11 protein-coding genes are annotated in these 15,426 nt (G+C 71.5%); 7 read left to right on the forward strand and 4 right to left on the reverse strand.

What is annotated here, in order from left to right:
* Positions 1-121: 121 nt before the first annotated feature.
* Complete coding sequence (locus tag SM418_RS15995; RefSeq protein ID WP_371941271.1) at positions 122-2,695, forward strand: Tex family protein; 2,574 nt, start codon at positions 122-124, stop codon at positions 2,693-2,695.
* Between the two features lie 108 nt (positions 2,696-2,803).
* Here SM418_RS15995 and SM418_RS16000 read toward each other — a convergent pair whose 3' ends face one another.
* A complete protein-coding gene (locus tag SM418_RS16000) occupies positions 2,804-3,952 on the reverse strand; it encodes a hypothetical protein (protein WP_371941270.1) in 1,149 nt (382 codons plus the stop codon).
* A gap of 227 nt (positions 3,953-4,179) precedes the next feature.
* Between SM418_RS16000 and tig the strand changes: the two genes are divergently transcribed.
* The 4 genes from tig to clpX all read left to right on the forward strand — a co-directional run bounded on the left by tig (position 4,180) and on the right by clpX (position 8,728).
* Positions 4,180-5,673: a trigger factor gene (gene tig, locus SM418_RS16005; protein WP_371941269.1), complete on the forward strand. Its 1,494-nt coding sequence runs from the start codon at positions 4,180-4,182 to the stop codon at positions 5,671-5,673.
* A gap of 264 nt (positions 5,674-5,937) precedes the next feature.
* Positions 5,938-6,570 (forward strand): ClpP family protease, encoded by a 633-nt coding sequence (locus tag SM418_RS16010; RefSeq protein ID WP_371941561.1) that lies wholly within the window; start codon positions 5,938-5,940, stop codon positions 6,568-6,570.
* Between the two features lie 27 nt (positions 6,571-6,597).
* On the forward strand, positions 6,598-7,281 hold the full coding sequence (locus SM418_RS16015) for an ATP-dependent Clp protease proteolytic subunit (protein WP_371941268.1): 684 nt from the start codon (positions 6,598-6,600) through the stop codon (positions 7,279-7,281).
* A 172-nt stretch (positions 7,282-7,453) separates the two neighbouring features.
* The gene (clpX, locus tag SM418_RS16020; protein ID WP_371941267.1) at positions 7,454-8,728 is read left to right on the forward strand and encodes an ATP-dependent Clp protease ATP-binding subunit ClpX; all 1,275 of its coding nucleotides are present in this window, start codon (positions 7,454-7,456) and stop codon (positions 8,726-8,728) included.
* 76 nt (positions 8,729-8,804) lie between these two features.
* On the opposite strand, the gene SM418_RS16025 is transcribed toward clpX, so the two are convergent.
* Both SM418_RS16025 and SM418_RS16030 read right to left on the reverse strand, forming a co-directional pair.
* Entirely contained in the window at positions 8,805-9,461 is a 657-nt protein-coding gene (locus SM418_RS16025) for a response regulator transcription factor (RefSeq protein ID WP_371941266.1), read from the reverse strand.
* The gene (locus SM418_RS16030) at positions 9,462-10,253 is read right to left on the reverse strand and encodes a sensor histidine kinase (RefSeq protein ID WP_371941265.1); all 792 of its coding nucleotides are present in this window, start codon (positions 10,251-10,253) and stop codon (positions 9,462-9,464) included. It abuts the gene before it with no gap.
* A gap of 186 nt (positions 10,254-10,439) precedes the next feature.
* On the opposite strand from SM418_RS16030, the gene SM418_RS16035 reads away from it, so the two are divergent.
* Positions 10,440-13,061 carry a valine--tRNA ligase gene (locus SM418_RS16035; protein ID WP_371941264.1) on the forward strand — a complete coding sequence of 874 codons (2,622 nt, stop codon included), beginning with the start codon at positions 10,440-10,442 and terminating at the stop codon, positions 13,059-13,061.
* A gap of 124 nt (positions 13,062-13,185) precedes the next feature.
* Positions 13,186-14,214 (forward strand): hypothetical protein, encoded by a 1,029-nt coding sequence (locus SM418_RS16040; RefSeq protein WP_371941263.1) that lies wholly within the window; start codon positions 13,186-13,188, stop codon positions 14,212-14,214.
* On the opposite strand, the gene SM418_RS16045 is transcribed toward SM418_RS16040, so the two are convergent.
* Positions 14,186-15,382 (reverse strand): folylpolyglutamate synthase/dihydrofolate synthase family protein, encoded by a 1,197-nt coding sequence (locus SM418_RS16045; protein WP_371941262.1) that lies wholly within the window; start codon positions 15,380-15,382, stop codon positions 14,186-14,188. The genes SM418_RS16040 and SM418_RS16045 overlap by 29 nt on opposite strands.
* Positions 15,383-15,426 lie beyond the last annotated feature (44 nt).

Below are 15,426 nucleotides of genomic sequence, written 5' to 3' on the forward strand. Positions count from 1 at the left end.
CCCTCTTCGTCCCGTCCACAGGGGAGCTAGGCCTACCGTCATTCCAACGCTGACAAGACAACCGGCCCCGTTCCCTGGACAATGCACAGGCGACACCCAGGGGAGAAAGCGAATCCAAGCTGTGACAGCGACCATCAGCCAGACGTCCACCGGCCAGACGCCCACCGGCCAGGCCACGACGCCCATCACCCAGCGCATCGCCGAGGAGATCGGCGTCCGCGAGGGGCAGGTGCGGGTCGCGGTGGACCTGCTCGACGGCGGGGCGACCGTCCCGTTCATCGCCCGCTACCGCAAGGAGGCGACCGGAACGCTCGACGACGCGCAGCTCCGCGCGCTGGAGGAGCGGCTGCGCTACCTGCGGGAGCTGGACGAGCGGCGCGCCGCCATCCTGGAGTCGGTCGAGTCGCAGGGCAAGCTCACCGACGAGCTCAGGGCCCAGATCATGGCCGCCGACTCCAAGGCGCGGCTGGAGGACGTCTACCTCCCGTACAAGCCGAAGCGGCGCACCAAAGCGCAGATCGCCCGCGAGGCGGGCCTCGAACCGCTCGCCGAGCTGCTGCTGGACGACCCGTCCCGCGACCCTCAGGCCGAGGCCGCCGCCTACGTCGACGCCGAGAAGGGCGTCGCCGACGCGTCCGCCGCGCTGGAGGGCGCCCGCGCCGTCCTCGTCGAGCGGTTCGCCGAGGACGCCGACCTCATCGGCGCGCTGCGCGAGCGCATGTGGAACCAGGGCCGGATGGTGTCGCGGGTCCGGGACGGCAAGCAGGAGAGCGGCGCCAAGTTCTCCGACTACTTCGAGTTCTCCGAGCCGTTCGCCAAACTGCCCTCGCACCGCGTCCTCGCGCTGTTCCGGGGGGAGAAGGAAGAGGTCCTCGAACTCGACCTGGAGCCCGAGGAGACCGGTGACGACCCGGCCGCCCGCAGCTCCTACGAGGCGGAGATCGCGCGCCGGTTCCAGATCGCCGACCGGGGACGTCCGGCCGACCGGTGGCTGTCGGACGCCGTCCGCTGGGCCTGGCGCACCAGGATCCTCGTCCACCTCGGCATCGACCTGCGCACCCGGCTCCGGCAGGAGGCCGAGGACGAGGCGGTCCGCGTGTTCGCCGCGAACCTGCGCGACCTGCTGCTCGCCGCGCCCGCCGGAACCCGCGCCACCATGGGCCTGGACCCGGGCCTGCGCACCGGCGTGAAGGTCGCCGTCGTGGACGGCACCGGCAAGGTCGTCGCCACCGACACGATCTACCCGCACGAGCCCCGCCGGAAGTGGGACGAGTCGATCGAGACGCTCGCCGGGCTGGCCCGCGAGCACAAGGTCGACCTCGTCTCGATCGGGAACGGCACCGCGTCCCGTGAGACCGACAGGCTCGCCGCCGACCTGATCGCCCGGCACCCCGACCTCGAGCTCACCAAGATCATGGTGTCCGAGGCGGGCGCGTCGGTGTACTCGGCGTCGGAGTACGCCGGGCGCGAGCTGCCCGGCATGGACGTCTCGCTGCGCGGCGCCGTGTCCATCGCCCGCCGCCTCCAGGACCCGCTCGCCGAGCTGGTCAAGATCGACCCGAAGTCGATCGGCGTCGGCCAGTACCAGCACGACGTCTCCGAGGTGAAGCTGTCGCGCTCCCTGGACGCCGTCGTCGAGGACTGCGTGAACGCCGTGGGCGTGGACGTCAACACCGCGTCCGCGCCGCTGCTCACCCGCGTGTCCGGCATCGGCGAGGGCCTCGCGGAGAACATCGTCTCGCACCGCGACGCCAACGGCCCGTTCCGCAGCCGCGCCGGGCTGAAGGACGTCCCGCGCCTCGGCCCGAAGGCGTTCGAGCAGTGCGCGGGCTTCCTGCGCATCCCCGGCGGCGACGACCCGCTGGACGCCTCCAGCGTGCACCCGGAGGCCTACCCGGTCGTCCGCCGGATCATGGACGCGGCCGGCGACGATCTCAAGGGCCTCATCGGCAACACCGCCGTGCTGCGCTCGCTGAAGCCGGCGCGGTTCGTCGACGACACGTTCGGGCTGCCGACCGTCACCGACATCCTCGCCGAGCTGGAGAAGCCCGGCCGGGACCCGCGCCCGGCCTTCAAGACCGCCACGTTCAAGGAGGGCGTCGACAAGATCGCCGACCTCGAACCCGGCATGCTCCTGGAGGGCGTCGTCACGAACGTCGCCGCGTTCGGCGCGTTCGTGGACGTGGGCGTCCACCAGGACGGGCTCGTCCACATCTCCGCCATGTCCGACAAGTTCGTCGAGGACCCGCGCGACGTCGCCAAGCCCGGCGACATCGTCCGCGTGAAGGTGCTGGACGTCGACCTGCAGCGCAAGCGCATCTCGCTGACGCTCCGCCTGGACGATGAGCCCGGCGGTGGCAAACAGGGCGGTGGCAAACAGGGCGGTGGTAAGCAGGCTGGCGGCAAGCCCGGCGGCGGCAGGCAGGGCGGACGCCAGGGCGGCGGGCGGCGCGGCGAGCAGGGCGAGCGCGACGGACGTCCGAACCGGGGCGGCCAGAACCAGCGCGGCGGCAACCAGGCCCGCGTTGGTCAGGGCAGCGGTGGTCAGGGCAGGGGCGGTCAGGGCAGGGGCGGTCAGACCGGAGGCGGCCAGACCCGTGGTGGTCAGGGAGGAGGCGGCGCCATGGCGGACGCCCTCCGCCGGGCCGGCCTCGACAAGGGACTCCCCGGCAACGACCGCAAGGGCCGCCGATAAACGCAGGGGACTGAAACCCAGGGGACGCTGAAACGCAGGGACGCTGAAAACGCGATGATCCCCGGCCTCACCGGAGGCCGGGGATCGTCGTGAGCGAGACGTGCGGGTTCAGTCGCTGAACCCTTGCCAGCGTCCGTCCGAACCGGTCTCGGTCGTGCTCTGCGGGCGGATGGGACGGCGCGGCTGCGTCCCCTCCCGGGGCCGGTACCCCTCCGGGGGGTTGTACGGGCCCTGGCCGAGCGGGTCCCGCGCGTAGGGGGACGGCTGCGGCGGTACCGGGGCCCCATGGACCTGCCCGGGCCGCGGCCCGCCCAAAGCGGGCCCGCCGATCTCCGGACCGCCGAACGGGTCCTGCGCGGCGTAGGCGCCCGCGCCGGCCGGCTCGTGCGGCTCCTCCTCGACCGGGCGGTGCAGCGGGAACTGCACGACGGCGATCGCGCCCAGCGCCAGCGCGCCGAGCCGCATCGCCGAGTGGGCCCCGTCCTGCGGCCACGGCTCCCCGTACATGAACGTGCCCATGGTCAGCAGGTAGGACTTGGCGGCCACCGTCATGACCGTCGCCACGATCGACACCCGGCAGCGCTGGAACGCCATCACCATGATCCCGAACCCGATCGCCGCCGCCACCACGGTGAGGTACGGCCACGGCGTCGCGACGATCCGCAGGCTGGTCGCGGCGTCGTCGTCGCTCCACCCCTTGATCGCCAGCTCGGCGGTGCCGACCGGGAAGCCGGCGCTCAGCCCGTAGGCGATACCGGTGACCGGGCGCGCGTGCCGGCCGTCCGGCCGGTAGTCGCCGAGGAAGAGGATCAGCACCGGTACCGCGATCGCCGGGGCGACCACGACCGCGATCTTCCACAGCGGCGCGTCCGCGGAGCCGATCGGCTCGTCCCCGCTGAGCGACACGGTCAGCAGCAGGATCGCCCCGCCGATCAGCAGCAGGCTCAGCCACTCGCGCGGCGTGAGCCGCTCGCCGAAGAACACCAGCGCGATCAGCAGCAGCGGCACCATGCCGGACATGAAGATCGGGACGGCCTGGGACAGCGGCAGGTTCGCCAGCGCGAGGATCTGCAGGGTGAGCCCGCCGAGCACGATGCCGAGCGCGACCAGGAAGATCCAGTTGCTCACGATCGCCCAGATCATGTGCGGGAGCCGGTTGCCCCGGACAGCGGGCATCCGGTCCGCCGCCAGCTTGAAGACGGCGAACCCGAGGTAGTAGAGACCGGTCGCACTGAAGGCCGCGGCTATCCCGTTCATCCCGGACGAGTATGGGCCTTCCGGTCTCTCATGTCACTGCCCGTGCGGCGTCGCTGACGCGATTCGCCCGGCTTGTGGGCAGCCGATGTCCGCAGCCGGGGCCGCTACCCCATAGACTTGACCGCGCGAAGGCGCGGAGCCGTATTTCGGCGTGCCCGCGCCCCTCGAGTTGAGCACGCGTCGAACGCCGCGGCCGAGACAGCGCCCGATCAAGGAGACCTACCCCAGTGAAGACCGATGTCGAGGAGCTGACCCCCACCCGGGTCAAGCTCACCGTCGAGGTTCCGTTCGACGAGCTCAAGCCGAACCTCGACAAGGCGTACAAGGAGATCTCGCAGCAGGTACGGATCAAGGGCTTCCGGCCCGGCAAGGTCCCGGCCCCGCTGATCGACAAGTACGTCGGCCGGGGTGCGGTCCTGCAGGAGGCCGTCAACGACGCGCTTCCCGAGCTGTACGGCCGCGCCGTCGAGGAGTCCGAAATCTTCGTGCTCGGACAGCCCGATGTCGAGGTCACCGAGCTGGACGACGGCACCCAGTTCGCGTTCACCGCCGAGGTCGACATCCGGCCGAAGTTCGAGGTGCCCGACTACGACGGGCTCGAAGTCGTGGTCGACGACGCCGAGGTGACCGACGAGCAGGTCGAGGAGACCATCGCGAACCTGCGCGAGCGGTTCGCGTCCCTCACCAACGCCGAGCGCGCGGCCGAGGAGGGCGACTTCGCCTCCATCGACCTCGTCGCGAAGATCGACGGCGAGGAGATCGAGGACGCCTCCACCACCGGCTACTCCTACGAGGTCGGCAGCGGCTCGGCCGTCGAGGGCCTGGACGAGGCGCTGGTCGGCCTCGCCGCCGGCGAGGACAAGACGTTCACCGGCACGCTGGTCGGCGGCGAGCACGCCGGCGAGGAGGCCGAGATCACCGTCACCGTGCAGAGCGTCAAGGTCAAGAACCTGCCCGACCTGGACGACGAGTTCGCCCAGCTCGCCAGCGAGTTCGACACCATCGACGAGCTGCGCGACGACGTCCGGACGCGGCTCGGCCGGCAGGTGAAGCTGCAGCAGCTGTCCGAGGCGCGCGACAAGGCCCTCGAGGCGCTGCTGGAGAAGGTCGACATCCCGCTTCCCGAGAAGGTCGTGGAAGAGGAGATCAGCCGCCGCAACCAGCAGCTGGAGCAGCAGCTCCAGATGGCCGGCATGACCAAGGAGGACTACCTCTCCGAGGAGGAGAAGTCCGCCGAGGACTTCGACACCGAGGTCGCCGACGCGGCCCGCCTCGCGGTCAAGGGCGGGTTCGTCCTCGACCAGCTCGCCGTCCAGGAGGAGCTGGGCGTCGAGAACGAGGAGCTCAGCGAGTACGTCGTCACGCAGGCGATGCAGATGGGCGTGCAGCCGCAGCAGCTCGCCGAGTACCTGACGCAGAACAACCAGCTTCCGGCGATCGTCTCCGAGGTGCTGCGCAGCAAGGCGCTGAACCTCGTCGTCGAGCACGTCACCGTCAAGGACGAGTCGGGCAACGAGATCGACGTCGAGGCCGTCCAGCGCGAGCTGAACGGCGAGACGGGCGAGACCGTCCAGGCCGAGGACGCCGAGGACGCCGAGAGCGCCGAGACCGCCGCCGAGGACGCCGAGGAGACCCCCGCGGAGACGGCTGAGGCCGCCGCTGAGGAGGCCCCGGCCGCCGAGGCGAAGGACGAGAAGGACGCCAAGGACAAGGAAGCCTGAGGCGTCTCGCGGCCTCGCCCCGCTTCGGTGCGGCGCCGCACGCCCGGACGTTTCCCGCGCGCAGCGCAGGCACGCCCCGTACCCGGCCACCGGGTACGGGGCGTGCCGCGTTAGCGAAGATCGCCCGGAACGCGTGCGACATCCGGCGCCACGCGGGTACGCCCCTGGCGAAAAGGCGGCCCCCCGGGCTTAAGCGGCCCCGGGAGCGCGTTAATGTCCAATCATCCGAACCGATTAAAAGGACCGGAGGAACACCCGGTGAGCATGCCTCCGACTTTCGACGAGTCGTCGCGGATCCAGGCGCGGGTCGCCGAGGCGCCCCTGTTGCCTCTGGGCGACCAGCTGTTCCAGCGGCTGCTGCGCGAGCGCATCGTCTTCCTCGGCCAGCAGGTCGACGACGACATCGCCAACCGCATCTGCGCCGAGCTCCTGCTGCTGTCGGCCGAGGACGGCCGCCGCGACATCACGCTGTACATCAACTCGCCAGGTGGCTCCGTCACCGCCGGCATGGCGATCTACGACATCATGCAGTACGTCCCGAACGACATCGTCACGGTGGGCATGGGCCTCGCCGCGTCGATGGGCCAGTTCCTGCTGTGCGCGGGCACCCGGGGCAAGCGGTACGCCCTGCCGCACGCGCGGATCATGATGCACCAGCCGTCGGGCGGCATCGGCGGCACGGCCTCCGACATCAAGATCCAGGCCGAGCAGATGCTCTACGTGAAGAAGACGCTCGCCGAGAAGATCGCCGAGCACACGGAACAGCCCCTCGACCAGATCGAGCGCGACTCCGACCGCGACCGCTGGTTCACCGCCGACGAGGCCAAGGACTACGGGTTCGTCGACCACGTGGTGCTCAGTGCCACCCAGGTGCCTTCCGAGGGCACCGTCTCCTGACGACCTGAACTCTTATCGGAGGCACACATGAGCGACCTGTTCCGACCCGGTTTCACCGATATCGCCCGGCCGGGCGCCGGCCCGCTGCCGGTCGACAACCGCTACATCATTCCGTCGTTCGTCGAGCGCACCACGTACGGGGTCAAGGAGATGAACCCGTACAACAAGCTGTTCGAGGAGCGCATCATCTTCCTCGGCGTGCAGATCGACGACGCGTCCGCCAACGACGTGATGGCCCAGCTGATCACGCTGGAGTCCATCGACCCGGACCGCGACATCAGCATCTACATCAACTCGCCGGGCGGGTCCTTCACCGCCATGACGGCGATCTACGACACGATGCAGTTCGTCAAGCCCGACATCCAGACGGTCTGCATCGGGCAGGCCGCGTCCGCCGCCGCCGTGCTGCTCGCGGCCGGGACGCCGGGCAAGCGGGCCGCGCTGCCCAACTCGCGGATCCTGATCCACCAGCCCGCGACCGAGGGCACCTACGGCCAGTCCAGCGACATCGAGATCCAGGCGCGCGAGATCATGCGGATCCGCGAGCTGCTGGAGAGCATCCTGGCCGAGCACAGCGGCCGGAGCATCGACGATGTCCGCCGCGACATCGAGCGCGACAAGATCCTCACGGCGGACGAGGCGAAGGACTACGGTCTCATCGACGACGTCTTCGCCAGCAGGAAGCGGAAGGCCGAGGTAGTGTCGTCGTGAGACGGCACTAGGACGAGGGAGCCCCCAGCCCGGGGGCCACACTTCCGGGCTAGGGGCTTTCCAAGTCCGTTGGAGGCGGTAACGTCGAGTCCAACGTCGAGAGCCTTCGGGACGCAACCGAGCTGCGCCGCATCCTCCAGGGCGGGCGGCCCCACGAAAAGGAGACAGTTGGGTGGCACGCATCGGCGACGGTGGTGATCTGCTCAAGTGCTCGTTCTGCGGGAAGAGCCAGAAGCAGGTCAAGAAGCTCATCGCGGGTCCGGGCGTGTACATCTGCGACGAGTGCATCGATCTCTGCAACGAGATCATCGAGGAGGAGCTCTCCGAGACCTCCGACCTCAAGTGGGACAACCTGCCCAAGCCGCGGGAGATCTACGAGTTCCTCGACTCCTACGTCATCGGGCAGGACACGGCGAAGAAGGCACTGTCCGTCGCCGTCTACAACCACTACAAGCGGATCCAGTCGGGCGACAGCGGCAGGGACGACCCGGTCGAGATCGGCAAGTCGAACATCCTGCTGCTCGGCCCCACCGGATCCGGCAAGACGCTGCTCGCGCAGACGCTCGCCAAGCTCCTCAACGTCCCGTTCGCCATCGCGGACGCAACGGCGCTGACGGAGGCCGGCTACGTCGGGGAGGACGTCGAGAACATCCTCCTCAAACTGATCCAGGCGGCCGACTACGACGTCAAGAAGGCCGAGACCGGAATCATCTACATCGACGAGGTCGACAAGGTCGCCCGCAAGAGCGAGAACCCGTCGATCACCCGTGACGTCTCGGGCGAGGGCGTCCAGCAGGCCCTGCTGAAGATCCTGGAGGGCACCACCGCGAGCGTCCCGCCGCAGGGCGGCCGCAAGCACCCCCACCAGGAGTTCATCCAGATCGACACCACGAACGTGCTGTTCATCTGCGGCGGCGCGTTCGCCGGGCTGGAGAAGATCGTCGAGTCCCGGGTCGGCAAGCAGGGCATGGGCTTCGGCGCGCAGATCCGCTCCAAGTCCGACTTCGAGGAGTCGGCGGCGGTGCTCGGCGAGGTGATGCCCGAGGACCTGCTGAAGTTCGGGATGATCCCGGAGTTCATCGGCCGCCTCCCGGTGATCACGTCCGTGCACAACCTGGACCGTGACGCCCTCATCAACATCCTGACCGAGCCGAAGAACGCGCTGGTCCGCCAGTACCACCGCCTCTTCGAACTCGACGGGGTCGACCTGGAGTTCACCGACGACGCCCTGGAGGCGATCGCCGACCAGGCCATCCTGCGCGGCACCGGCGCCCGCGGCCTGCGGGCCATCATGGAGGAGGTCCTCCTCTCGGTGATGTACGAGGTCCCGAGCCGCCAGGACGTCGCCCGCGTCGTCATCACCCGCGAGGCCGTCCTGGAGCACGTGAACCCGACGCTCGTCCCGCGAGACCGTCCCAAGCGCGAACCTCGCGAGAAGTCCGCCTAGCACGAGAGCGCCCCCGGCCGACGCGGCCGGGGGCGTTCGCCTGTGTCGTCCGCCTGTGTCGTCCGCCTGCGCGGGGTCAGCGGGGGGTGGATTCGCCGAGGCCGGCCTCGCGGGCCACGACGATGGCCTGGGCGCGGTCGGCGACGTGCAGCTTCATGAAGATGTTCGAGACGTGGTTGCGGACGGTCTTCTGGCTGAGGAAGAGCGTCCCGGCGATCTCGGCGTTGCTGCGGCCCTGCGCGATCAGTTCGAGGACCTCGCGTTCCCGCTCGGTCAGCTCGGGGAACGCGGCCCGCCTCGGGTCGGGCATGTCGGTGAAGTAGGTGAGGACGCGGCGCGCGATCTCCGGGCCGTAGATGGCCTCGCCGGCCGCGACCGCGCGGACGGCGCGGGCGATCTCCTCGGCGCCGGACTCCTTCAGCAGGTAGCCGCGGGCGCCGGCGCGCATCGCGGCGAAGACGGAGTCGTCGTCGCGGAACATCGTCAGCACGAGCACGCCGATGCGCGGGCTGGTCCGGGTGATGGTGCGGGTGGCCTCGATGCCGTTGCCGCCGGGCATGTGCAGGTCCATGACGACGACGTCCGGCTGCAACTCCGCCGCCAGCCTCACCGCCTCCGGCCCGTTCTCGGCCTCGCCGACGACCTCCACGCCCAGCGCCTGCAGGAGGCCCTTCAGGCCCTGCCGGAACACCGGGTGGTCGTCGGTGATGAGGACCCGGATGGTCTCCGACATCTACGCCCGCCTTCTTCCGACCGAGGGACGATGATACCCGTCGGCGGTCTGCGGGGCGGCGAGCGGCAGCCGGACGGCGACGAGCGTGCCGCCGCCGTTGCGGGACGTGATCACGCAGCTGCCGCCGATCTCGGCCGCCCACTCCCTCATCGAGGCGAGCCCGCGGCCCGGCTTCGGGCCCCCGCGCGCGGAGTCCGGCAGGCCGGGGCCGCTGTCGGCCACGACGAGGTGCAGTTCGGTGTCCCGTTTCAGCCGGACGGACGCGCAGCTCTCCGGCGCGTGCAGCCGGACGTTCGTGAGGGCCTCCTGCGCGATCCGGTACGCGGCCACCTCGACGGCCGCGGGCAGCCCCGCGGGCTCGCCGTCGAACCGGACGTCCACCCGCTCGCAGCAGCCGTCCGCGAACGACTCGATGGCGGCGACGAGGCCGAGGTCGTCCAGCGCGGGCGGCCGCAGCCCGTGCGCCAGGTCGCGGATCTCGCCGACGGCGCCCGCCAGCCGGTTGCGGACCTCGGCGAGCAGCGGGTCGGTCCGCTCCGGCTCGCAGGCGAGGGTGATGCGCGCCGCGTCGAGCGACATGGCGAGGCTGGCGAGCGTCGGCCCGAGCCCGTCGTGCAGGTCGTGCCGGAGCCGCCGGCGTTCTTCCTCCCGGTTGGCGAGGATCCGCTCGCGGGAACGTTGCAGGTCCGCGGTGAGCCGGCGGAGGTGAGGGATGGTCGCGGCACGTGCCGCCACGGCCCCCGCGGTGAACGCGCCGGCCAGCACGGCGGCGCGTGCCAGTACCGCTCGCATCCCGTCCCTCTCTCTACGCCCCGGTTCGCGGACCTTCGGTCGCCACCTTTTCGGGTGAGGCGACCCGGTGTCAGGTGACCTGTGTCCCGACCGCGACGGGAAAACGCTCTCAGGGCAGCGGTCAATCCCGGGCGCGGGGCGTCCCCGGGGCGTCCCACCTCCGTCGTCCCCGTAGAATCGTCAGCCGTGACACAGCCCAGCACTGAGCGCGGCCAGGGGGCCGCCGCGGACGTCGACCTGCCCACCCAGTACCGCCCGGCCGATGTCGAGGGCCGGCTCTACGAGCGGTGGGTATCGGCGGGGCTGTTCACCGCCGACCCCGCGCGCGCGCCTGAGCGTCCCGCGTACTCGATCGTGATCCCGCCGCCGAACGTCACCGGTTCGCTGCACATGGGGCACGCCCTCGACCACTCCATCCAGGACACCCTCGTCCGGCGGCGCCGCATGCAGGGCCATGAGGCGGTGTGGGTGCCCGGCATGGACCACGCCGGCATCGCCACCCAGAACGTCGTGGAGCGCGAGCTGGCCAAGGAGGGCCGGTCGAGGCACGACCTCGGGCGCGAGGCGTTCGTCGAGCGGGTCTGGCAGTGGAAGGCCGAGTCCGGCGGCCGGATCCTCGGCCAGATGCGCCGCCTCGGCGACAGCGTCGACTGGACGCGCGAGGCGTTCACGATGGACGACGACCGCGCCCGCGCCGTCCGGACGATCTTCAAGCGGCTGTTCGACGACGGCCTGATCTACCGCGCCGAGCGCATCATCAACTGGTGCCCGCGCTGCCTGACCGCCCTGTCCGACATCGAGGTCGAGCACGAGGAGGTCGACGGCGAGCTGGTCTCGATCCGGTACGGCTCCGGCGAGGACGAGCTGGTCGTCGCGACCACCCGGGCGGAGACGATGCTCGGCGACACCGCCGTGGCCGTCCATCCGGACGACGCCCGTTACGCGCACATGGTCGGCAGGGAGATCGAGCTTCCACTGACCGGCCGCCGCATCCCGGTCGTCGCCGACGAGCACGTCGACCCCGAGTTCGGCACGGGCGCGGTCAAGGTGACGCCGGCGCACGACCCGAACGACTTCGAGATCGGCCGCAGGCACTCGCTGCCGTCCCTCTCGGTGATGGACGAGCGCGGCGTCGTCACCGCGTCCGGCCCGTTCGAGGGCCTCGACCGGTTCGAGGCGCGCCCCGCGGTCGTGGCCGCGCTGCGCGAGCAGGGCCGGATCGTCAAGGAGATCCGCCCCTACAAGCATTCGGTCGGGCACTGCCAGCGCTGCGCCACGGTCGTCGAGCCGCGCGTGTCGCTGCAGTGGTTCGTGAAGGTGGAGTCGCTGGCGCGGGCCGCCGGCGACGCCGTCCGCGACGGCCGCGTCAAGATCCACCCGCCGGAGATGGCGTCCCGCTACTTCGAGTGGGTCGACAACATGCACGACTGGTGCATCAGCCGGCAGCTGTGGTGGGGCCACCGCATCCCCGTCTGGTACGGGCCCGGCGGCGAGGTCGTCTGCCCCGCGCCGGACGAGGAGCCGCCCGCCGGCTGGACGCAGGACACCGACGTCCTCGACACCTGGTTCTCCTCGGCGCTGTGGCCGTTCTCCACGCTCGGCTGGCCGGAGAAGACGCCCGAGCTCGAGCGGTTCTACCCCACGTCCGTGCTGGTGACCGGGTACGACATCCTGTTCTTCTGGGTCGCCCGCATGATGATGTTCGGGCTGTACGCGATGGACGGCGTCCAGCCGTTCGGCACCATCGCGCTGCACGGGATGGTCCGCGACCAGTTCGGCAAGAAGATGTCCAAGTCGTTCGGGAACGTCATCGACCCGCTCGACTGGATCGACGCCTACGGCGCCGACGCGACCCGCTTCACGCTGCTGCGCGGCGCGAACCCGGGCGGCGACGTCCCGGTGGCCGAGCAGTGGGCGCAGGGCTCGCGCAACTTCTGCAACAAGCTGTGGAACGCGACGCGGTTCGCGCTCATCAACGGCGCGCACGTCCGCGGCGACATGCCCGCGGAGGTGACCGCCGTCGACGCGTGGATCCTGTCGCGCCTCCAGTCGGTCGTCGCCGAGGTCGACGAGCACCTGGAGTCCTACGACTTCGCGAAGGCGTGCGAGGCGCTCTACCACTTCGCGTGGGACGAGGTCTGCGACTGGTACGTGGAACTGGCCAAGGTCCAACTCGCGGACGAGCGGGCCGAGGCGACGCGGCGCGTCCTCGGCGAAATCCTCGACAAGCTGCTGCGGCTGCTGCATCCGGTGATCCCCTTCATCACCGAGGAGTTGTGGACGTCCCTCACCGGCGGCGAGACCGTCCTCACCGCGCCGTGGCCGGCCGCCGAGCCCGCCCGCGCCGACCGGGACGCCGAGGCCGTCATCGAGTCGCTGCAGCGGCTCGTCACCGAGGTCCGCCGGTTCCGCGCCGACCAGGGCCTGAAGCCCGGCCAGAAGGTCGCGGCGGAGCTGGAGTGGGGCGGCTCGCCGCTGGCCGCGCACGAGGAGGGCGTCCGCGCGCTGCTGCGCCTCACCGCGCCCGGCGACGGGTTCGCCACCACGGCGTCCCTGCCCGTCGAGGGCGTCACCGTGCGGCTCGACACCGCCGGGGCGATCGACGTCGCCGCCGAGCGCAAGCGGCTGGAGAAGGACCTGGCCGCCGCCCGCAAGGAGGTCGACCAGGCGCGCCGCAAGCTCGGCAACGAGGCGTTCATGGCGAAGGCTCCCGAGGCGGTGGTCGCGAAGAACCGGGACCGGCTCGCCCAGGCGGAGGCCGACATCGGCCGCCTGGAGTCGCAGCTGACCGCACTTCCGGCGGGCTGACCCGGGCCGGCCGTCCCGTCCGGCAGGTCACGAGCGCGTGAACGGTCGGCGCGGCGGGCCCGGCGCGGTTACGATCCGGTTGGGCCCGCGGGCTTTTGGCGGTAGATGAAGCATCGGGAGTGCAATGGCCGAATCACCCCCTCGGTCCGGCGCGCCGGACTCGGCGTCCGGCGATGACCTGGACGCGGCGCAGGTCATCGAGGACGGGTCCGCGCCGGGCGACGCCGCCGGCGAGCCCTGGGGCGGGGCTCGCCCGTGGTGGTCGGCCGACGGCGCCGGCGGGACGGGCCCGCACGGCGCGCTGAGCGGCACCGGGCCGCACGTCCTGCCCTCCCCGCGCGACGGCTCCGGCCCCTACCCGGCTCCGCCGTACGGGACGGGCCCGCTGCCGAGGGTGAACGGCACGGGCGGCCACCCGATGGTGGGCGGTTCGGGCGCCTACCAGGTGCTGGACACCGGCGGCCATCCCATCGTCCAGGGCGGTACGGGCGCGCAGCCCGTGGTCGCGGACGGCACGGGCCCGCTGCCGGTGCCGCCAGGTGCGCCCCTCGCGCGGAAACGGCGCGTCCCGAGGCTGCTGCTGGTGGTGAGCGTCTCCGCGGCCGCGGCCGTGGCCCTCATGGCGGGGGCGCTGGCGTTCCGGACGGGCGGCGGCGCCGCCAGGGAGGCGCGCACGACGGCCGTGCCCCCGTCCACGAGGCTGATCGTCGCGGGCCCGGCGGCCGGCGGCCTGCGCAAGGACGCCCTGACGCCGCCGCGGGAGAGCGCGGCGTACCCGTTCGTCGCGGGGGCGGTCGAGGCGGGCGGCGTCCCGGCCGCCAAGCAGGGCATGGCCGTCTACACCGAGGAGCCGGTGCGCAAGGTCAACGTCCTGTTCATGGGCGGGACGGGCCCGGTCGGCGACCCGGCGGCCTTCCTGCAGAAGGCGCAGCCCACCACGTTCATCGCGGGCCAGGACGCCGAGCCGGGCGGCAAGGGCAAGGCGGTCTGCGGCACGTTCGCCGTCCTCGCCGAGACCCACACCTACTGCGCGTGGGCGACCCGCGACTCCTACGGCGTCGTCGCGTCCAACCAGCCGACGGTGAATCCGCAGTTCCCGTTGATGGCCGACGTCATGCGCCGCATCAGGAAGGACGTCGAGCGGCCGAAGTGACGAAGAGCCGTTCGGTGCAGGCGCCGATCACGTCGAGGACGTGCCCGGTGAAGTAGCCGGTGCCGAGGACGACCACGCGGTGGCCGAGCGTCGCGAGCGACTCCGGGGTGACGGCGGCGGAGTCGACGACGTCCCAGCCGAGCGGCAGCGGACGGGTGAAGCGCAGGTGCGGAAGCGGCAGCCGGACGAACGTCACCGGCAGGGCCCCGAGTTCGGCGACGGCCCCGTCCAGGTCCTTGTGGTCGGGGAGGCAGACGACGGCGTGGTCGATCGTCCCCCAGGCCTCGCGCGCGGCGGCCAGTGCGGCGGCGACGCCGGTGCGGTCGACGGCGGAGTCGACGAGCAGTCTCGTCGCGGAGCCGGGCACGTCATGCAAGGACATCCGGCCGGGCAGGACGACCGACGCCATCACCTCGCGGAGCGTCCCGGCGGCGGGTTCGGGCACGCCCGGCATGCAGCGGGCGGCGGCGACGCCGAGTTCGGCTCCGACCCGTCCGGGACCGGCGGGCAGCAGGTCCTCCGGCAGCCCGCCGCCCCGGACGACCTCGACGCCGCGCAGCACCTCGGTGACCGGAGCCGACTGCGGCGCGGACAGCAGGACCGTGTCCGGCCCCGCGACGCCGAGTTTCTCCCGGGCGATCTCCGCCTCGGTGTCCCCGAGCACGCCGGCGTGTTCGAGGAAGATCGGCGTGATCGCGGCGACGTCCGGCGGGAACAGGGCGACCTCGTCCGACCGTCCGCCCATCCCGGCCTCCAGGACGAGCGCGCCGGCGCCGGTGCGCCTGGCGTGCAGGACGCCCGCGAGGAGGAAGAGGCCCGACGGCGAGAGGTAACCGTCCGAGGGCGGCGGGAGCGTGCCGACGGCCTCTTCGAGGGCGGCCGCCAGAATGGCGAGTTCGGCGTCCGAAACGGCTCGCCCGTTAATCCTGATCCGGTCGCGATTCGTGCGCAGGCCCGGACTTGTGACCGTGCACACGCGAAGTCCGGCGGCGGCGAGAAAGGCCGAGGCGTAGGTCGCCGTCGTGCCCTTCCCCTTGGAGCCCACGACGGTCAGGACGGGGGCGTCCGGGGCGAGGACGTCCAGGGCGGCGGCGACGGCGCGGGCGCGCCCGACGTCGCGGGTCTCGCCCGGGGTGCGCCGCTCCCATTCCCGGAAGAACACGTCCATACCTCCAATGTGGGGCCGGACGGAGCGTTGCGCGCCGCCGAGTA

Source organism: Actinomadura chokoriensis, from assembly GCF_041463665.1.
Classification (GTDB): domain Bacteria; phylum Actinomycetota; class Actinomycetes; order Streptosporangiales; family Streptosporangiaceae; genus Spirillospora; species Spirillospora chokoriensis_A.